Source organism: Micromonospora sp. NPDC047740 (assembly GCF_043204735.1).
Lineage (GTDB): Bacteria > Actinomycetota > Actinomycetes > Mycobacteriales > Micromonosporaceae > Micromonospora.
In genome coordinates, this window is sequence record NZ_JBIDCT010000001.1 from 1,033,803 (window position 1) to 1,056,132 (window position 22,330).

General features: G+C 70.6%; 24 protein-coding genes and 1 pseudogene. 5 read left to right on the top strand and 20 right to left on the bottom strand.

The features are described 5' to 3' along the window. Positions 1 to 10 precede the first annotated feature (10 nt). From ACGF4F_RS04265 to ACGF4F_RS04305, 9 genes and pseudogenes are all read right to left on the bottom strand, one after another. Entirely contained in the window at positions 11 to 943 is a 933-nt protein-coding gene (locus tag ACGF4F_RS04265) for an ion transporter (protein ID WP_357436356.1), read from the bottom strand. A gap of 217 nt (positions 944 to 1,160) precedes the next feature. Beyond that, entirely contained in the window at positions 1,161 to 2,135 is a 975-nt protein-coding gene (locus tag ACGF4F_RS04270) for an ABC transporter permease (protein WP_393074677.1), read from the bottom strand. 67 nt (positions 2,136 to 2,202) lie between these two features. Beyond that, a complete protein-coding gene (locus ACGF4F_RS04275) occupies positions 2,203 to 3,855 on the bottom strand; it encodes an RNA-guided endonuclease TnpB family protein (protein ID WP_393074680.1) in 1,653 nt (550 codons plus the stop codon). 29 nt (positions 3,856 to 3,884) lie between these two features. Further along, a pseudogene (locus tag ACGF4F_RS04280) lies at positions 3,885 to 4,414 on the bottom strand (IS607 family transposase). Continuing rightward, positions 4,415 to 4,564 (bottom strand): hypothetical protein, encoded by a 150-nt coding sequence (locus ACGF4F_RS04285; protein WP_357436362.1) that lies wholly within the window; start codon positions 4,562 to 4,564, stop codon positions 4,415 to 4,417. Between the two features lie 84 nt (positions 4,565 to 4,648). After that, a complete protein-coding gene (locus ACGF4F_RS04290; protein WP_357436364.1) occupies positions 4,649 to 4,957 on the bottom strand; it encodes a BON domain-containing protein in 309 nt (102 codons plus the stop codon). Beyond that, a complete protein-coding gene (locus ACGF4F_RS04295) occupies positions 4,951 to 5,574 on the bottom strand; it encodes an STAS domain-containing protein (RefSeq protein ID WP_357436365.1) in 624 nt (207 codons plus the stop codon). The genes ACGF4F_RS04290 and ACGF4F_RS04295 overlap by 7 nt, the downstream gene beginning before the upstream one ends. Then, the gene (locus ACGF4F_RS04300) at positions 5,571 to 5,930 is read right to left on the bottom strand and encodes a hypothetical protein (protein ID WP_357436367.1); all 360 of its coding nucleotides are present in this window, start codon (positions 5,928 to 5,930) and stop codon (positions 5,571 to 5,573) included. The genes ACGF4F_RS04295 and ACGF4F_RS04300 overlap by 4 nt, the downstream gene beginning before the upstream one ends. Positions 5,931 to 5,960: 30 nt before the next feature. Then, positions 5,961 to 6,332: an STAS domain-containing protein gene (locus ACGF4F_RS04305; RefSeq protein ID WP_393074684.1), complete on the bottom strand. Its 372-nt coding sequence runs from the start codon at positions 6,330 to 6,332 to the stop codon at positions 5,961 to 5,963. Between the two features lie 203 nt (positions 6,333 to 6,535). Here ACGF4F_RS04305 and ACGF4F_RS04310 point away from each other — a divergent pair, with 203 nt between their 5' ends. From ACGF4F_RS04310 to ACGF4F_RS04325, 4 genes are all read left to right on the top strand, one after another. Further along, a complete protein-coding gene (locus tag ACGF4F_RS04310; protein ID WP_357436371.1) occupies positions 6,536 to 7,210 on the top strand; it encodes a response regulator transcription factor in 675 nt (224 codons plus the stop codon). Continuing rightward, positions 7,207 to 8,559 carry a HAMP domain-containing sensor histidine kinase gene (locus ACGF4F_RS04315; RefSeq protein WP_357436372.1) on the top strand — a complete coding sequence of 451 codons (1,353 nt, stop codon included), beginning with the start codon at positions 7,207 to 7,209 and terminating at the stop codon, positions 8,557 to 8,559. Before ACGF4F_RS04310 ends, ACGF4F_RS04315 begins: the two co-directional genes overlap by 4 nt. After that, a complete protein-coding gene (locus ACGF4F_RS04320; protein ID WP_357436373.1) occupies positions 8,556 to 9,119 on the top strand; it encodes a GerMN domain-containing protein in 564 nt (187 codons plus the stop codon). Before ACGF4F_RS04315 ends, ACGF4F_RS04320 begins: the two co-directional genes overlap by 4 nt. A gap of 691 nt (positions 9,120 to 9,810) precedes the next feature. After that, a complete protein-coding gene (locus ACGF4F_RS04325; RefSeq protein ID WP_357436374.1) occupies positions 9,811 to 11,397 on the top strand; it encodes a DHA2 family efflux MFS transporter permease subunit in 1,587 nt (528 codons plus the stop codon). A gap of 261 nt (positions 11,398 to 11,658) precedes the next feature. On the opposite strand, the gene ACGF4F_RS04330 is transcribed toward ACGF4F_RS04325, so the two are convergent. Both ACGF4F_RS04330 and ACGF4F_RS04335 read right to left on the bottom strand, forming a co-directional pair. Then, positions 11,659 to 12,315, bottom strand: coding sequence for a TMEM175 family protein (locus ACGF4F_RS04330; RefSeq protein ID WP_357436375.1), 657 nt, complete (start codon positions 12,313 to 12,315; stop codon positions 11,659 to 11,661). A gap of 163 nt (positions 12,316 to 12,478) precedes the next feature. Next, positions 12,479 to 12,994 carry a DinB family protein gene (locus ACGF4F_RS04335; RefSeq protein ID WP_357436377.1) on the bottom strand — a complete coding sequence of 172 codons (516 nt, stop codon included), beginning with the start codon at positions 12,992 to 12,994 and terminating at the stop codon, positions 12,479 to 12,481. A 235-nt stretch (positions 12,995 to 13,229) separates the two neighbouring features. Between ACGF4F_RS04335 and ACGF4F_RS04340 the strand changes: the two genes are divergently transcribed. Further along, positions 13,230 to 14,063, top strand: a complete 834-nt coding sequence (locus ACGF4F_RS04340; protein ID WP_393074689.1) for an alpha/beta fold hydrolase — start codon at positions 13,230 to 13,232, stop codon at positions 14,061 to 14,063. Positions 14,064 to 14,234: 171 nt separating this feature from the next. Here ACGF4F_RS04340 and ACGF4F_RS04345 read toward each other — a convergent pair whose 3' ends face one another. From ACGF4F_RS04345 to ACGF4F_RS04385, 9 genes are all read right to left on the bottom strand, one after another. Then, the gene (locus ACGF4F_RS04345) at positions 14,235 to 15,011 is read right to left on the bottom strand and encodes a Stf0 family sulfotransferase (protein ID WP_393074692.1); all 777 of its coding nucleotides are present in this window, start codon (positions 15,009 to 15,011) and stop codon (positions 14,235 to 14,237) included. A gap of 56 nt (positions 15,012 to 15,067) precedes the next feature. Continuing rightward, on the bottom strand, positions 15,068 to 15,973 hold the full coding sequence (locus ACGF4F_RS04350; protein WP_357436381.1) for a helix-turn-helix domain-containing GNAT family N-acetyltransferase: 906 nt from the start codon (positions 15,971 to 15,973) through the stop codon (positions 15,068 to 15,070). Between the two features lie 299 nt (positions 15,974 to 16,272). Continuing rightward, on the bottom strand, positions 16,273 to 16,932 hold the full coding sequence (locus ACGF4F_RS04355; RefSeq protein WP_393074796.1) for a DNA alkylation repair protein: 660 nt from the start codon (positions 16,930 to 16,932) through the stop codon (positions 16,273 to 16,275). Between the two features lie 118 nt (positions 16,933 to 17,050). Continuing rightward, positions 17,051 to 18,079 (bottom strand): alcohol dehydrogenase catalytic domain-containing protein, encoded by a 1,029-nt coding sequence (locus ACGF4F_RS04360; RefSeq protein WP_393074695.1) that lies wholly within the window; start codon positions 18,077 to 18,079, stop codon positions 17,051 to 17,053. Beyond that, positions 18,066 to 18,716: a GntR family transcriptional regulator gene (locus tag ACGF4F_RS04365; protein ID WP_357436386.1), complete on the bottom strand. Its 651-nt coding sequence runs from the start codon at positions 18,714 to 18,716 to the stop codon at positions 18,066 to 18,068. Before ACGF4F_RS04365 ends, ACGF4F_RS04360 begins: the two co-directional genes overlap by 14 nt. After that, positions 18,713 to 19,573 carry a 2-deoxy-5-keto-D-gluconate 6-phosphate aldolase domain-containing protein gene (locus tag ACGF4F_RS04370; RefSeq protein WP_357436388.1) on the bottom strand — a complete coding sequence of 287 codons (861 nt, stop codon included), beginning with the start codon at positions 19,571 to 19,573 and terminating at the stop codon, positions 18,713 to 18,715. The genes ACGF4F_RS04365 and ACGF4F_RS04370 overlap by 4 nt, the downstream gene beginning before the upstream one ends. Then, on the bottom strand, positions 19,570 to 20,559 hold the full coding sequence (locus tag ACGF4F_RS04375) for an alcohol dehydrogenase catalytic domain-containing protein (protein ID WP_393074799.1): 990 nt from the start codon (positions 20,557 to 20,559) through the stop codon (positions 19,570 to 19,572). The genes ACGF4F_RS04370 and ACGF4F_RS04375 overlap by 4 nt, the downstream gene beginning before the upstream one ends. A gap of 5 nt (positions 20,560 to 20,564) precedes the next feature. Next, on the bottom strand, positions 20,565 to 21,380 hold the full coding sequence (locus ACGF4F_RS04380) for a carbohydrate ABC transporter permease (protein WP_357436390.1): 816 nt from the start codon (positions 21,378 to 21,380) through the stop codon (positions 20,565 to 20,567). Beyond that, positions 21,377 to 22,330 (bottom strand): sugar ABC transporter permease, encoded by a 954-nt coding sequence (locus tag ACGF4F_RS04385; RefSeq protein ID WP_357436391.1) that lies wholly within the window; start codon positions 22,328 to 22,330, stop codon positions 21,377 to 21,379. The genes ACGF4F_RS04380 and ACGF4F_RS04385 overlap by 4 nt, the downstream gene beginning before the upstream one ends.

Below are 22,330 nucleotides of genomic sequence, written 5' to 3' on the forward strand. Positions count from 1 at the left end.
GGCCGCCGCGTCACCGGTCCCGGGTACCCGCTCTGGACTGCCCGGCGTCGCGGTCGATCCGCAGCTCCCGCTCCAGGTCGGTCACCAGCGCCCGCAGGTCGTCGAGCCGCTGGCTGATCATGATCCGGTCGATCTCGTCCGGTACGCCGTCGCGGTCCTCGTCCACCGCCATCCGTTCGGTCATCTCCAGCCGGCGAGCCTCCTCCATCGAGTTGACGATCACCGCGATGAGGATGTTCACCAGCAGGTTGACGGTGATGAGCACGAAGCTGACGTAGTAGACGAGGGTCCACGGCGACAGTGCCATGCCCTGCTCGATCAGGTCGGGCAGCGTCTCCAGGGACAGCAGCACGAACAGGGTCAGCGCGGCCCGCCCGATCGTGCCGTAGTCGTCGGGATACGCCTCTTTGAAGATGAGCCACCCGGCCATGCCGTACACGTACAGGGTCACCAGGGCGAGGGCGAGGAACCCACCGACCCCGGGAAGGCTGCGCAGCAGCGCCGTCACGATGGTGCGCAGCCCGGGCGAGAAGCGCACCAGCCGCACCACCCGGGCGATTCGGATCACCCGCAGCCCAGCCGACTCGCCGTGCAGGCCGGGGATGAACGCCGCCGCGGTCACCACGAAGTCGAAGACGTTCCACCCGCGCCGGAAGAAGTCCTGGGGCCGCCGACCGTGCGCCAGCAGCCGGATGGCGATCTCGACGATGAACACCGTGCGGAAGAACCACTCCAATGCCCGCAGCAGTGTCCCGAGCGACCCCGGGTGCGGGTAGGTCTCGACGCCGAGCACCACCGCGTTCGCCCCGATGACGACGACGATCGCCACCTCGAACCAGCGTGAACCCTCGACGCGGGCACACCACAGCGCTACCCGCGACCGGCGCGACGCGGACGGCGGCGGGACAGCCCGCTGCCCGGGTACGGGCAGCCCGCTCACCACAGCGCCCTCGCCGCGCCCGCTCCGGCCGCTGCCACGACGGACCGCCAGGCGGCCGCACCGCCCTTCCTTTCGAACGGCACGTCGGGCGACCGGCGACGTGCCGCGGTGTCGACGAGGCGCGGCGTAAAGATCACCGGCACAGCCTACGAGGACCGACGCCGCGCCTCGACCCGGCTACGGGTCCGCCCAGGCCGACGCCGACGCCGATCGCCCGCGGTCACCGCAGTTTCGGGTCGAGGGCTTCGCGGACCGTCTCGCCGAGCATCACGAAGCTGAGCACGGCGGTGACGAGGAACGCGGCGGGGAAGAGGAGCAGGTACGGCGAGACCCGGATGTAGTTCTGCGCCTCACTGATCATGATGCCCCAGGACACGACCGGGGTCTTCAGGCCGATGCCCAGGAAGGACAGGGTGGCCTCGGCGCCGATGAAGGAGCCGATCATGATCGTCCCGTACACCAGCAGCGGTGCGACGCAGTTCGGCAGCAGGTGCTTGAGGACGATTCGGCCGGTGCCGGCACCCAGGGCCCGGGCGGCCAGGATGTAGTCGGCCTCCTTGGTGGCCAGCACGGAGGAGCGCATCAACCGCATCACCACCGGCCACAACAGGACCACGAGCGAGACGATTACCAGGCCCATGATCTGCGACTCGCTGTTGTCCGTGCCCGAGCCGTTGAACGTGGTCAGGATGACGATGGCGCCGAGCATGAACGGCAGGCCGAAGAAGACGTCCGCGATCCGGGAGAGCAGACTGTCGACCCAGCCGCCGCGGTAACCGGCGACCGTGCCCATCGCGCCGCCGATGAGCAGCGTGCCGATGGTGGAGAGCAGTGCCACCAGGATGGAGGCCCGGGCACCGTAGATGGTGCGGGCGTAGACGTCGCGCCCCTGTACGTCGTAGCCGAACCAGGCGGACGCCGAGGGTTCGGCGCGGCTGTGTGCCAGGTCGCCGTTGATCGGGTCGCCGGAGGTGAACAGCCAGGGGAAGGCCGCCATCAGCACGAAGACCAGGATCAACGTGGCGGAGATCCAGAACAGCGGCTTGCGGCGCAGATCCCGCCACGCGTCACCCAGCAGGCCACGCGGCTGCTGCTGTCGCGCGGACTCCGGCGGGCCGGCGGCGGCCGGTGCCCCGGTCTCGCCCGGCTGCTCGGGACGCGGGGTGCTGACCAGCGAGGCACTCGGATCACTCATCGCGAATCCTCCGGTCCAGGCCGGTGGCGTGCCGCTACACCAGCAGGTCGTCGAGAACAGCCGAGCGTCAGGAATCGACCACGATGACCACACGGTAACGGCGTAGGGCACGCTGCGCATCGGACAAACGTTTGACAACCATCACTGGGCGTCCTGTCAACTGCGAATGCGTATCGAATTGCCGGGTGGACTGTGCCTCGCCGCGCGACCTGTGCGGTCCGCCAGTCCCTGTATCGCCAACCTGTGCGTCCTCGGCTCGTCCGCAAAGGACGCCCCGCGTGCCCAATCCGTCGCCATCAACGTCACCGGAGCGATCCTGGTCAACTGCTTCCTCCTTGTTGCTCATAACTGAGCGGTTCGGATGTTTCGCTCTCCGCTCGGCCGTGGTGGTCGGGCTGGAGTCCTGGACCGGCAGTCTGGTCCGGTGGCGATCGGTCCGGTCCTGCAGGATCTGCTTCACCCGCTGGTGTGGGGTGTGCAGGGCGATGTCGGGGTCGCCGGCTCTTTGCAGGATGTTGATCGCGGCGTTCACGTCGGCTTGCCACACCACCCCGCAGCGGGTGCAGTGAAACCTGTTCCCGTCGCGGCGGCCGAAGTCGCCGCAGCGGTGGCAGGTTTGTGAGGTGTAGGCGGCGTTGACGGGAACGTGCGCAGAACCTCTGCGCTCCGACACGCTTTTCAGGGCCTCAGCGGTGACTCCTTTGGTCCATGCCGCGAGACGCCGGTTGATGTTCTTGGGAAGCTTCTTTCGCTCGGCGAAGCGTTTGGTGAGGTCCTCGGCGACCACGGTGGCGGCCTTGTCGACGACCTCGTGCACGGCGGTGAAGATCTCCGTACGCACCCGGGCGCGGTGGCGGGCGGCCTGCCGGTCCCGCTTGATGGTGCCGAGGTTGTTCGCCTTGATCCGCTGCGCCTTGGCGTGGTCACCGCGCAGGGCGGCGGTGTTGGCGATCGAGCGCAGCTTCGCCCGGCGCCGGTTGCGTTCCTTCGACCGATCCGACTCACGGGCTAGCAGTTCGCCGAGCTGTTCACCGTGGGGCTGGCCGTCGGAGTCGGTCAGCGCTTCGGTGTAGCCCTTGTCCACACCCAACGTCTGGTCACCGCAGGGCCGCTGCGACGACCGCATTCCCGCCGCGTCGATCTGGTAATGCACCTCGACCCGGCCGCCGCGCAGAATCAGCCGTAGCGTGCCCGTCGGGGCGACAGTGGTCGACAGTGGGATTCGGACCATCCGCCGAGGTTCGAGGCCGGGAACGGCCAACCATAACCGGCCACGCCCATCGGTGAGGGTGTTGTAGTTGTCGGCGCGCACGACGATCTGATCGTGGGCGCGGTTGTGGCCACGCTTCCAGTGCTGGCGCATCTGCCGCGCCAGGAAAGGATCACTGGCCCACCGGCCGGCCTTCAGCGCGGTGAACATGCGCTTGCGCTCGGCCGGGTCTTTGGTGCGCCGACCGATGGCCCGCCGGACCTCGACCTTGGCCGCCTCGAGGTTCGCGGCGATGTCGGCCATCGTGTCGCGGACGGTTTCCTTCCACGCATTCGCCAACACAGCAAACGATGCGTGGGTGCCGTCGGCCAGCCACCGGTCGCGCACCTGCCGGTCCCGCAGCCCGGATCCGACACCGTTGATTGACCCGTATCGCTGCCACACCTCACTACGAACCCGACCCAACCGACGGGCCTGCTCCACCAGGGCGGCGTACTTGCCCGGGTTCATCCGGGCCGACTAGGCAATGCGAGTGACCTTCACTGATCATCCCCCACGGTCCCGTCCGCCCCTTCGAGTTCCTTCTCATAGCGGCGCAGCCTGTCCAGCCGCCAGGAGAAGGAGTGCACGATTGCAAGCAGGTCCTCCACTACTTCCTGCTGTGCGGATAGTGATTCCTGGTTGGCGACGATTTCGCAGCCGCCACGTGCCCCAGAAGTCGAAACCGAACCGGACCAGCCTGCCCTGGTGCGGACCACCAGCCTGCCAACCTCCCCCCGTCCACGCCCCAGCCCACGGGCTAAACAGAACTGCTGCATCACCCTCACTTGCGAGGCCAAGTCAGGCTTCTGAACCGGCGACGAGACACGGTAATACACCACGACTTTCCGTCGGCCGCCGTCGAAACCCGGCTGCAGCACCTCACGCATATCGGATCCATCTAGGTACCGCTGACCCGCTGGCTAGCGGCGGGCCACACTCGACCCTCTGCCTCCCACCGACGCACCATGCTCACCGAGCTGCCCACCGCTCGGCCACACACCGATCCGATACACGCTACCCACGACAATCAATTGTCGATAGCTCTACAGGGGAAAGCAACCACCAGTCGCTGCTCCACCAGCAGCGAGGCGGCACTGGCCGGCGGCGAGTCGGGCACCGCATTCATCACCGCCACCACCATCGGTGGGCCGGCCCGCCCGCCGGCTTCGCCGTCCACAACACAAGCGCGTTCAGCCCGGCACCGGCCAACCAGTCCGCCGGGACCGTCCCTACACGCAGCGCGATGGCTGAGCGGCCTCGCTCAGCGGCGGCTCCGCCGCTGACCGTACAGCTGCAGCGCGTTGCAGACGTCGACGACGCCGGGAACCTCCCACGCCAGCTCGCCCGCCGCCCGGCGGGTCTCCACGTTGGCCACCATCCCGGCGAGGATCACCACCCGGTTCTGCACCGTGATGGTGATCTGCTGGCGCCGGGTGATCCAGTCGATGCTCAGCCGCTGCGCCACCAGAGCCGCGAGGCGGAGATCCTCGCTCTCCGGCGCCGACTCCTCGTTCGTCGGCTGGGACGGGTTGTCGTCGGGGAACGGCGGAAATGCCCAGGGCATCACCATGGCGACTCCTTGACTGTCGAGGGTGCAACTGCCTCGCGGCCCACCGGTGCCGTGCCGGCCGACGCGGGGTCGGCCAGGTCGCGCAGGGCGGCCGCCCGGCTCTCGTAGAGCGGAAAGACGTCGTCCAGCCGCATGGTGTGCAGCACCGTGAGGACGAACCGGGTGGGCGCCACCAGACACAGCACCGCGGCCCGCTGCCTGGCCTCCTGGTGCGCCCGGACCAGCAGACCGAGCCCGGCCGGGTCGACCACCTCCACCTCGCTGAGGTCCACGAGGACGTGGTCACCGAGGTGGATCGCCTCCGCCAGCGCTCGGCGCACCGCCTCGGCCGGATCGGCGGCCCGCGCGGCGGGTGCGGCAGCGACCTCGTCGAGGTAGTCGATGCCCAGGCCGGCCGTCGACCTGCCGGCACCGTTCGCGCCGCCCAGCTCGGCAGCGAGAGCGCAGCGGGGGCAGTGGTGCGGGCCGGAGGCGAAGGGCGAGCCGACCCAGCCGTTGTCGAACACCAGCGTCCAGACGACCTCCGCGTCGGGCAGGACACTCGCCGCCGCGGTGACGGTGTCACCGCAGCCGTCGCAGATCAGAGTCATCAGGTGATCGGCCGGTACGACCGTCATAACCCATCCTCTCGTTCTCTCCGCTCGCCGGCGGCGCTGGAGGGCGGCGGCGCCGGGGCGGACGTGCGGAACAGCGGTGCGTATCCGTCACGCCGCGACTGCCGCTCGGCGGCGACCACGGCGAGGACCACCGCGACACCTGCGAAGCCCGACTGCGCGACCAGCCGCAGGACCGTGAGTTCGGCCAGGTCGGCGCCGAGGAGGCGGATGACGACCGAGCCGAGCAGCGCTGCGGCCACGCCGAGCGCGACCGTCAGCCAGACCGGCGCCACTCTGCGCCCCGGCACGAGCAGCCGACCGGCCAGGCCGACGGCGAGCCCGATGGTGAGTGCGCTGATGAGCGCGCTGCCACTCACTGCTGCCTCCTCGCCGGGCGCACGCCGGCCTCAGGAACGTACGGTGACCGTCGCTCGTCCTTGAGCGACCGGAACCCCCGCCGGGCGCTGCGTGGTCGGGTCCTGGTCGACCACATCCGAGCGGGACCGCCCGGGCGGATCCAGGATCGGCAGGACTTGGTCCAGCCGGGTCGTTTCCAGGATTCGACGGATGCGCGGGTTGGGGCTGCGCAGTTTGACCGCGCCCTGTCGACGGAGCATGCGCCGGTGCACGTCGAGCAACAGTCCGATGCCCGCGGCGTCGATGTGCCGGCACCCCGACAGGTCGATCACCACCGCGGCGGGTCGCAGAGACAGGATTCGATCGAGGACGTGACTGACCTCGGAGAGGCGCGCCAGGTCCAGTTCCTCGGTGATCTCCACCTCGACCAGCGGCACGGCGCATTCCGGTGGAGGCGGTTGCGGCCCGGTCATGTCTCCTGCTTTCGTGCGCGTTGTCCGGCTGGTTCACCAGCCTGTGCGGCGACCTTGGAGGGGAGCCCGCAATTTCATGACAGTTGTGTGACAAAACCCGGGAACGGCTGACACGGTTGGGCCACGGCCACCGGTCCGTGGATGATGCCCGTATGACGGCCGTACTGGTGATCGAGGACGACGACCGGATCCGGCTCGCGCTGCTGCTCGCCCTGGAGGAGGAGGGTTACACCGCGCACGGCGCGGCGACCGCGGAGGAGGGACTGCGGCGGCAGCGGGAGAACCCGGCCGACAACGTGCTCGTGGACCTGATGCTGCCGGGGCTCGACGGCTTCGAGTGCATCCGGCAGATGCGCCGCGACGACGACGTGCCCATCGTGGTCGTGAGCGCCCGGGACGACACCCACGACATCGTCGCCGCGCTGGAGGCGGGCGCCGACGACTACCTGGTGAAGCCGGTGGCGATCAAGGAACTGTCGGCCCGGCTGCGGGCTTTGCGGCGGCGGGGACGGGCGCTCGTGGCGCCGGTCCCCGCGCAGGTCTTCGGTGACCTGGAGATCAGCCCGGACGCCGGCGAGGTACGCCGGTCAGGCCAGCGGGTGGCGGTGACCCGCACCGAGTTCCGGTTGCTCTGCGAACTGGCCGAGCACGCCGGTCGGGTGTTGTCCCGGCAGCAGTTGCTGCAGCGGGTCTGGGGATACGACACGGGCGACGAGCGGCTGGTCGACGTGCACGTGGGTCGGCTGCGGCAGAAGATCGAGGCCGACCCGGCGAACCCGCGGCACCTGGTCACGCTGCGTGGCCTTGGCTACAAACTTCAGCGATGACCCGGCTCGGACTCCGCGCCCGGGTCACCGCCGCCTTTGCGGTCGGCGCGTCGCTGCTCGCGGCGTCGATGGCGTTGTTCTCCTACGACCTGACCCGCCGGTCGCTGCTGGACGAGCGGGAACGGGCGGCGGTGCGGGCGGCCTACTTCGACGCGGCCGTGGTGCGGACCGGGCTGGACACCGACGCCCCCGACGTGGTGGAGGTGCTGCGCTCCCTGGACACCGGCAGCATCCGCCGCCCGCTGCTGCACTTCAACGGTCGCTGGTACGGCCGCTCGGCGGACATCGGCGCGAGTTCGGTCCCCGGCGAGTTGCAGCAGCTGGTCCGCTCCGGGGAGGCGGGCGTGCAGCGGGTACGCCTCGACGGCCAGCCCACCCTGCTCGTCGGAGTTCCCTTGTCGGCGTCCACCGGCTATTACGAGCTCACGTCGCTGCGCGAGGTGGAGCAGACCTTCCAGGTGATGGCGCTGACCCTCACCGCGGTCGGCATCATGGTCGCCGGCGCCGGCGCTGCCCTCGGCTGGTACGCCACCCGCCACAGCGTGCGCCCGTTGACCGCCGTCGCGGACGTCGCCGAGCGGATCGCCGCCGGTGACTTCACGACCCGCCTCGACCCCACCACCGACCCGGACCTGACCCGGCTCTCCACCTCGTTCAACGACATGGTCGACCAGCTGGTCCGGCGGATCGAGCGGGACCGCCGGTTCGCCGCCGACGTCAGCCACGAACTGCGGTCGCCGCTGCAGACCCTGGCCGCCGCCGCGGACGTGCTCACCCGCCGCCGCGACCACCACGACGAGCGCACCGCCACCGCGGCCGGCCTGGTCGCCGACGAGGTCGCGCGCTTCCAGCGTCTGGTCGACGACCTGATGCAGCTGGCCCGCACCGAACGGCCCGCGCAGCGCGAGACCGTCGACCTGGCGGCCCTGGCCGGGGAGGCGTGCCGCAGCCGCTCCCTGCCCGGCGACCTGGTCCGCATCCCGCCCGGCACACCGAGCCGCTGGCTGGTCGATCGGCGCCGGGTTGAGCAGATCCTGCTGAACCTGCTGGACAACGCCGTCCGCTACGGGGGCGGCCCGGTCGCCGTGCACCTGCGGGTGCAGGACGGCACCGGGGTCATCGAGGTCGACGACGAAGGCCCCGGCGTGCCGGTGCAGGATCGCGAGATCATCTTCGACCGCTTCGTCCGCGGCCGCGCGGCCCACGCCCGGGCGGACACCAACGGCACGGGTCTCGGCCTGGCACTTGTCGCCCAGCACACCGCCGCGCACGGCGGCCGGGCGAGCGTGACGGACCGGCCGGGCGGCGGCGCCCGGTTCCGGGTGGAGCTGCCCGGGAGCCTGCCGTGAGCCGGGCGTCGCGAGCCCTGCTGCTCGTCGTGGTCCTGCTCGCCGGGTGCGGGGTGCCCATCGACGAGTCCCCCCGCCCGGTGCAGGCGCCGCGCGGACGGCTGCCGGCACCGGTGACCGGCACCCCGACCGGATCGGTGGGCCGGGTGGACGAGACGCTCTGCTTCGTCCGCGACGACCGGCTGTACCCGATGGTGCGCCGGATCGACGCGCTTCCCCCGGTCGACGTCCACCTGCAGCACCTGCTCGCCGGGCCGTCGAGCACGGAACGGGACAGCGGAGTGACCAGCGCGCTGCCAGGCACGGTCGTGGTGGCCGGGGCCCGGGTGAACGGCCGACTCGTCGAGGTCGACATCCAGGAGGCCGTCGACGAGACGGGTCGGAGCGACGAGATCCTCGCCTTCGGTCAGATCGTCTGCACGCTCACCAGGCGGCAGGACGTGGACGGGGTGTCCTTCCAGCGGGCCGGGCGGCCGTTGGACGTGCCCCGCGCGGACGGTTCCCTGTCCCGACAGCCGCTCACCGCCGCCGACTACCTGCCGCTCACCCGGCAGCGGTGACCCGCGCCGGGACGACCTGACCGGCGGAGCTGGCGGCCGGTCGGCCGACCCCCTGCCGGGCGGACGGTGGCGGCGGACCGGCGGCACGGGGACGGCGCTGGTATCCGACGAACCGCCGCTGTGCTGAGGATCACGGTGCCGGTGTCGCCCCGGTATCCGGCGGGACAGGGGCGCGCGCTCGGTCGCCCCGCCCGCCTTCCGCCCCGCGCCGTCGGCCGCGAACGGAGACCTGAGGCGCCGCGCCGGCCGTGGCCCGCGACCGCGCGCACCCCGGCCGGGCCTGCCTCCGGCGCCGGGCCGAGGCTGCCGGGGGCGGTGCAAACAGCGCTCTGACCAGCGCGGTTTGCCACCGATGCGCGGCGGGCCCGGACGACACGGCAAGGCCCGGCGTCGATGTCTCACAGCCAGCGCGGAGCACGATACGGCGGACGGCTGCGGGTCCGCCGCGGTACGGCGCCGGCCCGCGGTGGGGCGTCCAGACCCGCGGGCGCGGCGACGCGCAGGGCGTGGGCTCGCCGGTGGCCGGCGCTGACGGGGCCAACCAGTGTGGGTGGTCACGGAGAATCCGAGCGCGAATTGTCGCCCGCAGTCGCTACTGTGCCAGCGGACGTCGCCCCTCCTCGTGACTTCCCGTGCTCGCCAGCGCGGTGCCGCCACCGCCCCCGATCAACACGAACCCAGGAGACTGTTAGTGACCCAGCAACCCGCCGCGACATCGGACAAGCTCGACGCCGCGGTTCTCACGGTGGCGGGAGTCGTCGTTCTCGGTGCGATCATGTCGATCCTCGACGTCACCGTCGTCAGCGTCGCGATTCCGACGTTCCAGAGCGAGTTCGACGCCACCTACGCCCGAGTCGCGTGGACCATGACCGCCTACACGCTCGCGCTGGCCACGGTGATCCCGCTCAGCGGCTGGGCCGCCGACCGGTTCGGCACCAAGCGCCTCTACATGATCGCGCTGGCGCTGTTCACGATCGGGTCCGGGCTGTGCGCCACCGCCGACTCGATCAACCAGCTGATCGCCTACCGCGTCCTTCAGGGGCTCGGCGGCGGCATGCTCATGCCGCTGGGCATGACGATCATGACGAAGGCCGCCGGTCCGCACCGGATCGGCCGGCTGATGGCCGTCCTCGGCATCCCGATGCTGCTCGGCCCGATCGGCGGTCCGATCCTCGGCGGCTGGCTGATCGACACCGCGAGCTGGCACTGGATCTTCCTGATCAACCTGCCGATCGGCGTCATCGCGCTGATCTACGCGCAGCTGGCCCTGCCGAAGGACAACCCCGAGCCGTCCGAGTCGTTCGACTTCATCGGCATGCTGATGCTCTCCCCGGGCCTCGCCCTGTTCCTCTACGGCATCTCCTCGCTGCCCGAGGCCGGCACGATCGCCGAGACCAAGGTGTGGGCGCCGATGCTCGTCGGCGCCGCGCTCGTGGTGGGCTTCATCGTCTACTCGTTCAAGCCCCGGCACCCGCTGGTCGACCTGCGGTTGTTCGCCAACCGCAACCTGACCATCGCGTCGGTGACCCTGTTCGTGTTCATCATCGCGTTCATGGGTGCCGGCCTCCTGTTCCCGAGCTACTTCCTGCAGATCCGCGGCGAATCGACGCTGACCGCCGGGCTGCTGATGGCGCCGCAGGGCATCGGCGCGATGCTCACCATGCCGATCGCCGGGATGCTGGCCGACCGGGTGCCCGTCGGCCGCACCGTGCCGTTCGCGCTGGTGCTCATCGCCGCCGGGTTCTTCACCTTCACCCAGATCGACCCGCACACCTCATACTGGCTGCTCTGCGGTTCGCTGTTCGTGATGGGTCTGGGCATGGGCGGCACGATGATGCCGATCATGACCTCGGCGTTGAAGACCCTGCACGCGCAGGAGGTGGCCCGCGGCTCCACGCTGGTCAACATCCTCCAGCAGATCGGCGGGTCCGTGGGCGCCGCGGTGATGTCGGTGATCCTCACCAGCGAGCTGAACGGCTCCCAGCCGATCCCCGGTGCGGTGGACCCCACCAGCGGCAAGCCGGTCACCGAGTCCGGGCTGGCCATCGCGGCGCAGCTGCAGCCGGAGCTCCTCCGGCAGTTCCCGGTGCCCGCGCAGCTCATCGAGCGCGGGCTGGACTTCGCCGCCAGTTCCTTCGCCACCACGTTCTGGGTCGGGTTCGCGCTGGTGCTGACCACGTTCATCCCGGCCGCGTTCCTGCCCCGCCGGCGCAAGCCGGCGCAGCCGCTCGACGGGCAGCAGACGGAGCAGACGCCGGCGCCGGTCGTCATCCACTGATCCGCCGTCGGGCCGCCCGGCACTCCGGGTGGCCCGACGGCTGGGCATGAGCCACGCTGCGGCCGGGGCTGCCAGGGATTCCTGGCAGCCCCGGCCGTCTTCACTGTGCGGCTGCCGGCGAGCACGGCTTGGCCCCGGTGGCTCGACGCGATGGCGGCGTGCCCGGTGGCGTGGGGCCCAGCACGGACCGGCGGCGCATGGTCGCATCGGCCCGCTGATCGTGGCCGGGACGGATTCGCCCGCCCGATCCCGCCGTCGCGCTCAGCCGCCCACCGACCTGCCGAGCCGGGCGGCCGCGAACTGCACCACCGGCACGAGGAAGATCAGGAGCAACCCGGCGATCGGCGAGACGACCGCGGCCAACGTCGCCACCGCGAAGACCACGGACAGCGCCACGGGCGGTAGCAGTGCCGGAGCCGTCTCCGGCCCCGGGGACGTACGCAGCTGGGGGCGGCGACCGATCCACCAGGTCTGCGCGAGCGCGAGGAGGCTGATGGCCAACATGTTGGCGACATAGAAGGCCGCGGAGTCGGCGCGCAGGCGGGTCTCCACGAACAGCCGCGCGGTGGGAAACGGCAGGAAGACCACCAGCATGATCCAGATCGTGTTCAACACAACGAGGACCTCGTCGTAGTCGACGAGCCGTTCGTACAGTTGCCGGTGCGTTCGCCAGAACAACGCGATGACCAGGAACGACACGGCGAAGGAGAGAACGTCGCCGAGATGTTGGTGGACCAGGTCGGCCACCGACTGCCGGGCGCTGCTCTGGTCGGCGAAGTCGACGAGGGGGAGCGCCAGCAGGGTCAGGGCGATCGCCACGGCCGCGTCGGTGAACGCGATGACCCGTTGCAGCGTACTCCGGCGTTGATCGCCGTCCACGGACTGCCGTCGACCGGCTTCGGCTGGCTCCTGGTGCATGCCCTGATTCTGGCGAATCCGACCGATTCCTCGGGCCGGCCTCGGCGAACCCGGCGACGTGCTCCGGGCCCGCGTCGGCAGCCGTGGTCGACGACCACCGTCGCGACTCGGGAAACGGGCCCGCCGATTTCCGGTCCGGCCGGGCGGTGGACGGGGGAGCGGCTCAGACCTGGCCGGCGGCCTGGGCCCGGGCGGCCCGGCGGATGTCGAGCAGGTGGTGTTCGCCCTCGTGGATCGTGTGCTGGCCGAGCCAGAGCAGCGTCCGGGCCTGCGGCTGCGGCCAGGGGTAGCCGCCCGTGCGGGCCAGCTCCGACGGACCGAGCACGCCGAACCGGGCGGCCAGGTCGTCGGCCGCCGCGGCCAACTCGTCGAGCACCACCGCCGGGTCCTGCTCGTTGTACGCGTCGGCGACGGCGCGCTCGTCCCGCCCCATCGGCGTGAACTCCGGCGCCTCGACGGTGAGGGCCAGCGCCAGTCGCTCACCCTGGATGCGGAGCACGTCCCGCACGTGGCAGGTGTACTCCAGCGGCGACCACACCCCCGGGGCGGGTCGCCGGCGCAGGTCCGGCACCTCGCTCAGCGCGGCCGCGTACCGCGCTCGCAACTCGCGCAGCAGTCCCGGCAGCTCCTGGGCGGACACGCTCGCGTAGACGAATGTGCACTCGTCGCACCGATCCACCGGCCCAGCGTACCGGCGTCTCCCGCCACGCCGCGGGGCGCGAGCGGTGCGGGAACGGCCGGCCAGCGCGCGCCATCGGCAAACGGCGGACGGCGCCGCCTCCCCCCATGCGCGGCGGCGCGTGCGTAAGGTGAGGTGACCGCCTGCGCCGGAAGCCTGTCGATCGGCCCTTTCCGAGCCTGCCGGGCGGACGGACATCCGCACCGCACCCAGTAGCCAGGACGGAAGGATCACCGTGACCGCCACCGAATGGACCACCGAGGCCAAGGGCGCTGGCCAGTACGCGGAAGTGAACGGCATCAACCTCTACTACGAGACGCACGGGTCCGGGCGACCGCTGATCCTGCTGCACGGCGGCCTGGGGTCGGGCGAGATGTTCGGAGCGGCCCTACCCGTGCTGGCCGCGCGCCATCAGGTCATCACCGTCGACCTGCAGGGGCACGGCCGGACCGCCGACATCGACCGACCCCTCGACATCTGGTTCATGGCCGACGACATCGCGGCGCTCATCGACCACCTCGGGCTGGAGAAGCCGGACCTGGTCGGCTACTCGCTCGGCGGTGGGGTGGCGCTGCGCGCCGGAGCCCGATACCCGGGCAAGGTGGGCCGGCTCGTCGCCGCCTCGGCGCACATCCGGTCCGACGCGATCTACCCCGAGATGCGGGCACAGCAGGGACAGGTGAGCGCCGCCGCCGCCGAGTTCATGAAGGACACGCCGATGTACCAGCTCTACCAGCGGGTGGCGCCGCGCCCCGAGGACTTCCCCCGGCTGCTGGACAAGATCGGCGAGGCCATGGCGCAGGATTTCGACCTCACCGAGGACATCCGCGGCCTCCAGGTGCCGACGATGATCGTCGCCGCCGATGCCGATATGGCGCCGCCGAGCCACTACGTCGAGGTCTTCAAGCTGCTCGACGGCGGTCTGCGCGACGGCGGGTGGATGGGGGAGGGCCGGCCGAAGGGCGGGCACGCCCTCGCGATCCTGCCCGGCCTGACCCACTACAACATCTTCAGCTCGCCGCTGTTCGCCGAGGTCGCCCTCGCCTTCCTCGACGATCAGCGAGGCTGACGGAGGAGAGGCACGACCGCACGGCCGCGAGGTCGGGGCGCTACCGCGTTGTCGAGGTGAGCGACCGCCCTCACGACCGGGTGGTGTTGGCCCGCTCGCCCGCCGGGGGCGCGGCGGTGGGCGGGCCAACAGCATGGGGCGCCGTCCGGCCGCACGTCGCGGACCAGCAGGTCAGCGTTCTGCCACCGCCGCGCGGTACCGCTTGATCCACTGTCGGTTCAGGTCGTCGGCCTGCCGGTGATGCTGGGCAGTGATGGGGCGTCCGGCCTCAGGACGGTCGAGGCCGAGAAAGCCGAGGATGCCGCGTGTGGTGGCGACCATGTCCCGGTCCAGGTCCTCGTAGCGCACGACGTGCGGTCGGATTCCCCACGAGGCGAACCACGCTTCCCAGGCCGCGTTGTGCTGCCGGATCACGGTGAGGTAGTGCGTGATCCCGTCCGCGTCGAAGTGGGGTGGGGCGCCGGTGCCGGTGTTGCCGCTGATCTCTCCGTTCCCGCCCTTGAACCAGGTGCCGGTCTGTTCGGCGCGTAGCCAGGACACCGCCTGTGCCAGGACGTCCTCCCGTCGTAGGAAGACGAAACGGGTGCGGCCGAATGCCCGGCCGAGCAGCGTGACCGGGCTGCCGTGAAGGCCGGGATACGTCGCCGCAAGCTTGTCGACCAGTTCGTCCAGCGTCCCCCACATGAGTTTCGCGCCGAACACGCCGTTGTCCGTCCGGCCCGCGGCGAGCGCGGCCTGCACGTAGGCCACGTAGTCGAAGCGGCCCTCCGCGGTGCGGGGAATCCCCCACCGGTCGGCCCACAGCGGCTCGTCGGGCGAGCGGAAGTAGGCCTGAGGGTTACCGGCGAGGCCCGTGGACGCGAGCAACCCCAGCAGAAGAGAGCTGCCGGTGCGAGGGGTCGCGCAGACGAAGTACGAGTCGACCCCGTCGGCGCGGCCCGTGAGCATGACCGTAGGCAACCGCACTGCCCGCCAACCGGCAACTGAATTGCGTACCAGCGGCGTCAGGTGCGGTCAGGTGCGAGTTTCTTCTCGAACCAGTGGTGGGCGTAGTGCTCCGTGTTGTAGGGCTCGATCTCGTGGTAGCCGGCGGCGCGGTAGAGCGCGATCGCCTCGGTGAGGTTGCGATTGGTGTCCAGCCGGACGGCGCTCCAGCCGCGGTCGGCGGCATAGCGTTCCAGTTCGCCCAGTATCCGGCGGCCGAGCCCGAGCCCACGCACCGCGTCGGACACCCAGACGCGCTTGATCTCGGCGGGTGCGCCGCGGTGGAGTTTCACCGCGCCGCAGCCGACGGGCTCGTCGTTGAGCGTGGCGAGCAGGAACACGCCGGCGGGTGGGACGAGCGCGTCGTCGTGGACGGGATTGCTCCGGGCCGGGTCGAAGCCGTCGTCGAACCGTCGCGCGACTTCCCGGGCATAGGCCCGCACGCACGCCCTGGCTCGCGGGTCGCTCGGCGGGCACGGTGCGATCACCACCATCGACGCGACGAGCAGCCGCTCGACCTCGGCCATCGCTGCGACGAGTCGCTGGCGGCGGTGCGGGGTGAGCGGCTCGAGGATGGTCCAGGCGAACTCGTCGGAGCGTTTGTCGAGCTCCGTCCACTCGGCCCGGCCGGTCTCGGTGAGCGCGGCGACCCGTACCCTCCCGTCGCCGCCGATCTGGTCGGCCGGCCCCACGGTGACGAGCCCGTCGCCCTCGAGGGTGCGCAGGAGTCGGCTCAGGTGACCCGAGTCCAGGCCGAGCCGCGCGCGCAGCGCGGCGACCTCGGCGCCGCCGGGGCCGATCTCCCACAGCAGGCGCGCCTGCGCTAGGGGACGTCCGCGGGCCATGTACCCGTCGTCGAGCGCCCCCACCCGCTGGGTCACCGTCCGGTTGAACCGCCGTACGGCGGCGATGAGCTCGGCATCCATATACCTGACCTTAGTCAGGTATCTCCGGCGTCGCCAGCGTGGACCATCAGACCTCGGGGAACTCATCGACCATCGGGACCAGCGACTCCGCCCGCTGGGGACGGTCGTATGCGTCATGCCGGGCAGGATCGCCAGCCGGCACGCCGGCAACTCACCGAGGCCAGCACCAGCCGGCCGACCCACGACGCGTAGTCGGCGCCGAGCCGCGACGCCACCATTGCGCCCATGCGCCAGCGGCCGGTTCGTATCGGGTGCCGCGTTCTGACGGAGGAGCGGCCCGAGCGCGAGCGCGAACCTTCCTACTTGTCGTGCGCTCGGCGCACCATCTCGTTGATCCAGATGGGCGCGAACGGGGACGTGCAGCCCGGGGACGTCGGATAGTCCTTGAGCACCTCCAGACGCTCACCGATGTCGACTGCACGGGCGCGGTACTCGGCATGCTCGATCCCGATATGACCCAGGCACTCGTTCATGGCCCACTGCAGGCGATCCGGGGCGTCTTTCATCTCCGCCTCGATGACGTCGAGCAGTCCTGCGAGGTCGAGGCCCTCGGGCGTCTTCGTCACGCGTTCGGTGGTCAGCGCCCAGCCGGCACTCGCGATTACGGGATCCGGATCGGCGGACCAGGCCAGGCGCAGCTCTTCGGAGTGCGGGTTCTTCTTCACCACGTAGTTCACGAGCCAGTCGTGCACCTTGGGGGTGCGCGCCTCGCGCAACATGACGTCCAACTCGTCACGCCCGAACGCCTTCGGGCGGCAGATCAGGACCGCCAGCAGTCTCGCCGCGGTGTCATCCGTCTCCCAGAGCCGGCACGCGAGTTCCTGCTGCGTCTTCAGCCGCTTCGCGAGCGCGCGCAGCTTGCTGAGGTTCACACCGTGATCGTCACCGTGCTTCTCGTTCACCTCGCGTGTCTTCGGGTCCTCGAGCTCGACCAACTCGGCCATCACCTTGGCCACCATCGTCTCGGTCAGCGTCGTCTCGGCCACCTCAGCCTCCCGTCCATCACGTGGCGAGCCTACGACGGGCTCAGCCCCTGCGAGACGGGTGGCGCCGCCAACATGTTCGACCGCTTCCTCGTCAGCCCTTGGCTGCCGCGATTCCGTGCGGGGCGATGAACACCTTGTCAGCCGTGCCGTTCCGCTGCGCTTCGAGGGCCTCCGGTAGCTGGTCCAGGCCGTAGAAGGCCGGACGCAGCCGGTCCAGGCCCAGGGTTGGCAGCATCTGCACCGCGCGGTGGTGCGTGTACGGGTTGATCACCGCACCGACGAGCGTCAGCTCCCGCGCGAAAATCTCGTTGGGGCGTACCCGGGCCTCGTCGTCGGGCCGGGCAACCCCGAAGACGAGAATCCGACCACCGCGCGACGACGCGGTGATCGCCGATTCCAGGATCCGGCCCGAGCCGACCGCGTCGATCACGTGCGGAAAGCCGAGCCCGTCGGTCAGCGCGATGGCCTCGTCCAGCGACGCCGGGTCGAGGGCGACGTCCGCGCCCATCCGCAGGGCGGCCTCCCGCCGGTCGGCGCGCGGGTCCAGCACCACGACCGGTGCGAGCCCGCGCGCCTTGGCGAGGGCGACCATCATCGCCCCGGCCGGTCCGGCGCCGAAGATGAGGATCGGCAGCCCGGAGCGCGGGTTCAGCTGATCCATGCCGTGCAGGCAACAGGCGAGCGGCTCGGTCAGCGCCCCGATCCACGGCGGCGTCGCGTCCGGCAGCCGGTAAGCGATCCGCGCCGGCACCGTCATCCGCTCGGTCATGCCGCCGTCAAGCTTCACGCCATACCCCCGCTTGCTGTCGCAGAGGTGTTCCTGGCCGAGGCGGCAGTAGGTACACCGGGTGCAGTAGTCGTGCGGTTCGACGGTGACCAGGTCGCCGACGGTGAGCCCGTCGACCGCGGCACCCACCTCGGTGATCCGGCCGCACACCTCGTGGCCGAGCACGACCTGGGGCGCGGCGGCGAAGCTGCCGGCGACGATGTGGCTGTCGGTGCCGCAGACGCCGACCGCGAGGGGCGCGATCGCCACCTCCGTCGGGCCGAGCGGCGCCGGCTCGGACTTGAGCAGCCGTACGTCGCCGGTGCCGAAGAAACGGGCCTCAGTCAGCAGCACTGAGTAACTCCTTCAGTCGGTGGATGTGTGCGCGGGCGGCTTCCTCGGCGGCTTCCGGGTCGCCGGAGCCGATGGCCTCGAAGATGGCCTGGTGGTCGTGAACGGCCTGGACCATGCCGCCGGTCAGGCTGGTGGAGCGCATCGCCACCAGGACCCGGCTCTGGACGCCGTCGAGCATCCGGGCCAGCACCGGGCTCTTCGCCGCCTGCCGGATCTCCCGGTGGAAGGCCGCGTCCAGTTCGAGGTGGCGGGCGAAGTCGCCCTGCTCCGCGACCGTGCGGTGCTCGGTGAGCAGCGCGAGCAGGCTACGCCGCAGCGCGGCGTCGTACTTCTCCGTCGCCAGCCTGGCCACCGCTCCTTCCAGGACCTCGCGGGCCTCGTAGAGGCTGACCAGTTCGGCGCGGGAGATGCGTGCGACCTCCGCGCCGCGGTTCATCGTCTCGGCGGCCAGGTTCTCCTGGACGAGGCGGATCACCGCGTCCCGGACCGGGCTGCGGCTGACCCGGAACTCCTCGGCGAGGGCCGGGACGCTCAGCCGTGTGCCCGGCCGCAGTTCACCGGAGATGATCCGGTCGCGAAGGGTCTTGTAGAGCACTTCACCGACGCGCTGCGGGTCGGCCTGGAGAGAGCTGGTCACTGAAGGAACGTCCCTGCGAAGTGGCGGTAGTTGGCAGCGACCGCCGCGATCGCCTCGGGCCGCGTCAAGTCGCCGGCCAGAAGTCCGCGCAGCGAGTCCCACCAGATGCTACGGCCGATCGCGAAGCCGGTGAACCCGTTGGCGGCGGCGTCGCTGAGCCAACCATCGACTGTGGCCCTCGGCGCGTTCGCGCCCAGCAGGATGCATTCGCCGCCGGTCTGCGCGGCGAGGTCGGCGGCGGTCCGGTAGTGCTCCGGCGCGCCCAGGTGCTCCAGCTTCCAGACGTCGACGGGTACCTCCTCGACGATCTCCGCCATCGCCCGGTGGATGAGCCCAGGCCGCACCTCGGTGTCGAACACCTCGCTCGGGATGTTCCGCTGCTCGGGTGTCGGCGGCACGAGCAGCTCGAAGAGGAACCGGCCCCCGGAGTCCCGGACCGCCTGCGACACCTTGGCCAGCCGGGACCGCTGTTCGCGGTTGTCCGACGCCGACCCCTCGACGTTGTAGCGGACCAGCACCTTGGGGAACTCGGGTCGGAAGTGGGCGAGGAACGCCGGCAGATCGGCTGGTTCGGTCTCGTACACGTCGCAGCCACCGCGCTCGACCGGCATGCTCAGCGTGACCTGATGGGCCCGGGCCCGCTCGGGTACACCCGCTCCGAGCTGCTCGTCGACCAGGATGCCGGCGTGCGCGGCCAGGCGGGGCTCGGCTTCGAGAGCGGCGAGCAGTCCTTCGAGAACCATGTGCTTGCCGTCGGTGATCGCCGCGCGCTCCGCGGGCAGCGCGGTCGCGGTGTGGCCGTACAGGGCCTGGGTGAGCCAGGGACGCTGGTCGACGGCGAGGATCAACAGGCTCATCGGGCTACCTCCGACACGAGATGGGCATCCGCCGACACGATGCAAGGCTTGACGTAGTCGCCGGCCACGAAGCGGGCGAACGCCTCGGGCAGCTCGGGCAGGGTGAGGGGCTTGACGATGAGGTCACGCAGCGACGCGCCCATGACGCGCAGCAGGTCCCAGTTCGCCTCGACCTCGTTGACAGGGAAGTAGAACGACCGGACGGTGTAGCAGTCGGTCCGCCGCCAGCGCGGCGTAGCGGGCATCGTGTACGGCTGGTTCGACTCGCCGAGCGCGACGACCGTGCCGCCGGGCCGAACCACCCGTTGTGCCGTCTCCCGGGCCGCGTTCGCGCCGCTGACCTCGACGACCATGTCGTACTGGTTCTCGGCGGTCAGGTCATCGGCGGGCGTCGCGCCGAGTGCCGCCGCGGTCTCGAGGCGAGTGGGATTGGGGTCGAAGGCGTCCACGGCGATCCCCATGGCCTGGGCGACCGCGACGACACCGAGGCCGAGCGGCCCGGCGCCGACGACCAGCGCCCGGTCCACCGTGTCCTGCGTCCGCAGCGCCAGGCGCAGGGCGTGTGCGGCAGTGCCGACCGTGTCCAGCCCGAGGACCGCGACCGACAGCGGGATGTCGTCCGGCACCGGCAGGAGGCACCGCGCCGGGACGTCCACGTGTTCGGCGAATCCGCCGTCACGCTGCCAGCCGATCAGCTGCGACAGGTTCAGGCACTGGTTCGTACGGCCGGCGGCGCAGCGTGCACACGTCCCGCAGAAGACCGGAATGTAGACGATGCCGCGCGTACCCTCGGGCAGCGCTCCGCCGACGACGGTGCCCCCGATCTCGTGGCCCGGAACGACGGTCGAGCCGCTGTGCAGCAGCCGCTTGTCCGACCCGCAGAGCGCGCAGACGTCGACCCGCAGGCGCACGTCGCCCTCGGCGACGTCGCCGAGGGCGACCTTCTCGAAAGTGATCTCGCCGTTGCCCTGGAAGCGGGCTTGCATGGACGTCACTTGACGGCTCCTCCGGTGATGCCGCGGACCAGCCAGCGCTGTGCGAAGACCGTCAGCAGCAGGGCGGGTGCGGAGATGAGCGTGCTCGCGGCCATCAGGCCGCCGAAGTCGTTGGATCCCTGGCCGATGAAGTTGAACGCGATGACGGTCAGCGGCAGCGTCCGCTCGTTGGCCAGGGCCAGTGCGAAGAGGAAGTAGTTCCAGCTGAAGATGAAGCTCAGCGTCAGCGCGACCGACAGCCCGGGCAGGGCCAGCGGCAGCGCGATCCGAAGGAACCGCTGCCAGGCGTTCGCGCCGTCGATCAGCGTCGACTCCTCGATGCTGATCGGGATCTCCTCGAAGAACGGCACCAGCAGCCAGATGCACAGCGGCAGCGTGATGATCAGGTGCGCGACGATCAGCAGCGCGTAGTTGAGTGCCACGCTGTCCGGGCCACCGATGCGGATCGAGAGCACGAACAGCGGCAGCACGAACAGCACGCCGGGCGCCATGCGGGCCAGCAGGGTGACGAAGCCCAGCGCGGCCAACTTGCGGCGCACGATCACGTACGCGGCCGGCGCACCGAGGACGAGCCCGAGGATCGTCGACCCGCCGGCCACGATGAAGCTGTTGGCGATGTAGCGGCCGAACGCGAAGCGTTCGAAGAGGTTGGTGAAGTTCTCCAACGTCAGCGGTGAGCCGATGTTGAACAGCGAGCCGGTGATGTCGACGTTGTTGCGCAGTGACGACCAGAGCATGAAGAGCACCGGGCCGAAGAAGACGATCGCGAAGACGAGGTATGCGGCGTACACGCCGCTGAGCCGCTTGGTCATCGCGAGGCCCGCTGCCGGAACCAGGTGAACCCGCCCGCGATCATGATCACCAGGACGAGCAAGGCGACCTGCAGGGCCGCCGCGTAGCTCGGCTCGTGGTCGACGAAGCCGGCGTTGTAGCCGTACACGTTGAGGGTGTTCGTGGAGTTCACCGGGCCCCCCTGGGTCATGATGTAGATCGTGTCGAAGAAGCGCACGAGGTCCACCGTGCGCAGCAGCATCGCCACCGTGAGGACCGGGCGCAGGAGCGGGAGGCCGATGTTCCAGGCCGTCCGCCAGCCGCTCGCCCCGTCCAGCGCGGCGGCCTCGAACGGCTCCTCGGGCAGCGACCGGATCCCGGCCGAGATGATCAGCGCCATGAACGGCGTCCACTGCCAGATGTCGACCAGGGCGATGGACCAGGGCGCGATGTCCGGGTCGCCGAGCCACACCACCGGGTCGATACCCACCTTGGCGAGGATCTGGTTGGCCGCGCCGAGCGACGGGTCCATGATCAGCAGCCAGACCAGGCCGACCGCGACCGACGCCGTGATCGCCGGGACCAGCATCATGCCCTGGAAGATCCGCCGACCCGGCACGTCCAGGCTCATCACGTAGCCCAGGGCCAGCCCGAGGAGGGTTTCCACCAGCAGGCAGACCACGAAGAGGAACAGCGTGATCTTCAGCGAGTTCCAGAACTGCGGGTTGTCGAACATCTCGGCGTAGTTGGCGAACCCGAGGAACCCCGAGTTCGTCCCGTCGGACTGCCGGTCACTGACGGAGAGCCAGATCGTGTACGCGATCGGCACCAGCACGAGCACGGCCGTGACCAGCACGGCCGGCAGCGCGAACGGCCACACGCCCCGGGCCGTCGGGTCGACCCGGCGGCGACGCGGGGGCGGCGCCCCCGCCCCCGGCCCCGCGTTGGCGGAGCCGGAGGCGGTGGGCGACTTCGTCATCAGGTCGCTCAT

Bases quoted from the DNA above. Each gene is read 5' to 3' on its own strand.
- ACGF4F_RS04270 (WP_393074677.1), bottom strand. From the start codon at position 2,135: ATGAGTGATCCGAGTGCCTCGCTGGTCAGCACCCCGCGTCCCGAGCAG.
- ACGF4F_RS04275 (WP_393074680.1), bottom strand. From the start codon at position 3,855: ATGAACCCGGGCAAGTACGCCGCCCTGGTGGAGCAGGCCCGTCGGTTG.
- ACGF4F_RS04290 (WP_357436364.1), bottom strand. From the start codon at position 4,957: ATGGTGATGCCCTGGGCATTTCCGCCGTTCCCCGACGACAACCCGTCC.
- ACGF4F_RS04295 (WP_357436365.1), bottom strand. From the start codon at position 5,574: ATGACGGTCGTACCGGCCGATCACCTGATGACTCTGATCTGCGACGGC.
- ACGF4F_RS04310 (WP_357436371.1), top strand. From the start codon at position 6,536: ATGACGGCCGTACTGGTGATCGAGGACGACGACCGGATCCGGCTCGCG.
- ACGF4F_RS04315 (WP_357436372.1), top strand. From the start codon at position 7,207: ATGACCCGGCTCGGACTCCGCGCCCGGGTCACCGCCGCCTTTGCGGTC.
- ACGF4F_RS04330 (WP_357436375.1), bottom strand. From the start codon at position 12,315: ATGCACCAGGAGCCAGCCGAAGCCGGTCGACGGCAGTCCGTGGACGGC.
- ACGF4F_RS04345 (WP_393074692.1), bottom strand. From the start codon at position 15,011: ATGCTCACGGGCCGCGCCGACGGGGTCGACTCGTACTTCGTCTGCGCG.
- ACGF4F_RS04350 (WP_357436381.1), bottom strand. From the start codon at position 15,973: ATGGATGCCGAGCTCATCGCCGCCGTACGGCGGTTCAACCGGACGGTG.
- ACGF4F_RS04355 (WP_393074796.1), bottom strand. From the start codon at position 16,932: ATGGTGGCCAAGGTGATGGCCGAGTTGGTCGAGCTCGAGGACCCGAAG.
- ACGF4F_RS04370 (WP_357436388.1), bottom strand. From the start codon at position 19,573: ATGAGCCTGTTGATCCTCGCCGTCGACCAGCGTCCCTGGCTCACCCAG.
- ACGF4F_RS04375 (WP_393074799.1), bottom strand. From the start codon at position 20,559: ATGCAAGCCCGCTTCCAGGGCAACGGCGAGATCACTTTCGAGAAGGTC.
- ACGF4F_RS04380 (WP_357436390.1), bottom strand. From the start codon at position 21,380: ATGACCAAGCGGCTCAGCGGCGTGTACGCCGCATACCTCGTCTTCGCG.
- ACGF4F_RS04385 (WP_357436391.1), bottom strand. From the start codon at position 22,330: ATGAGCGACCTGATGACGAAGTCGCCCACCGCCTCCGGCTCCGCCAAC.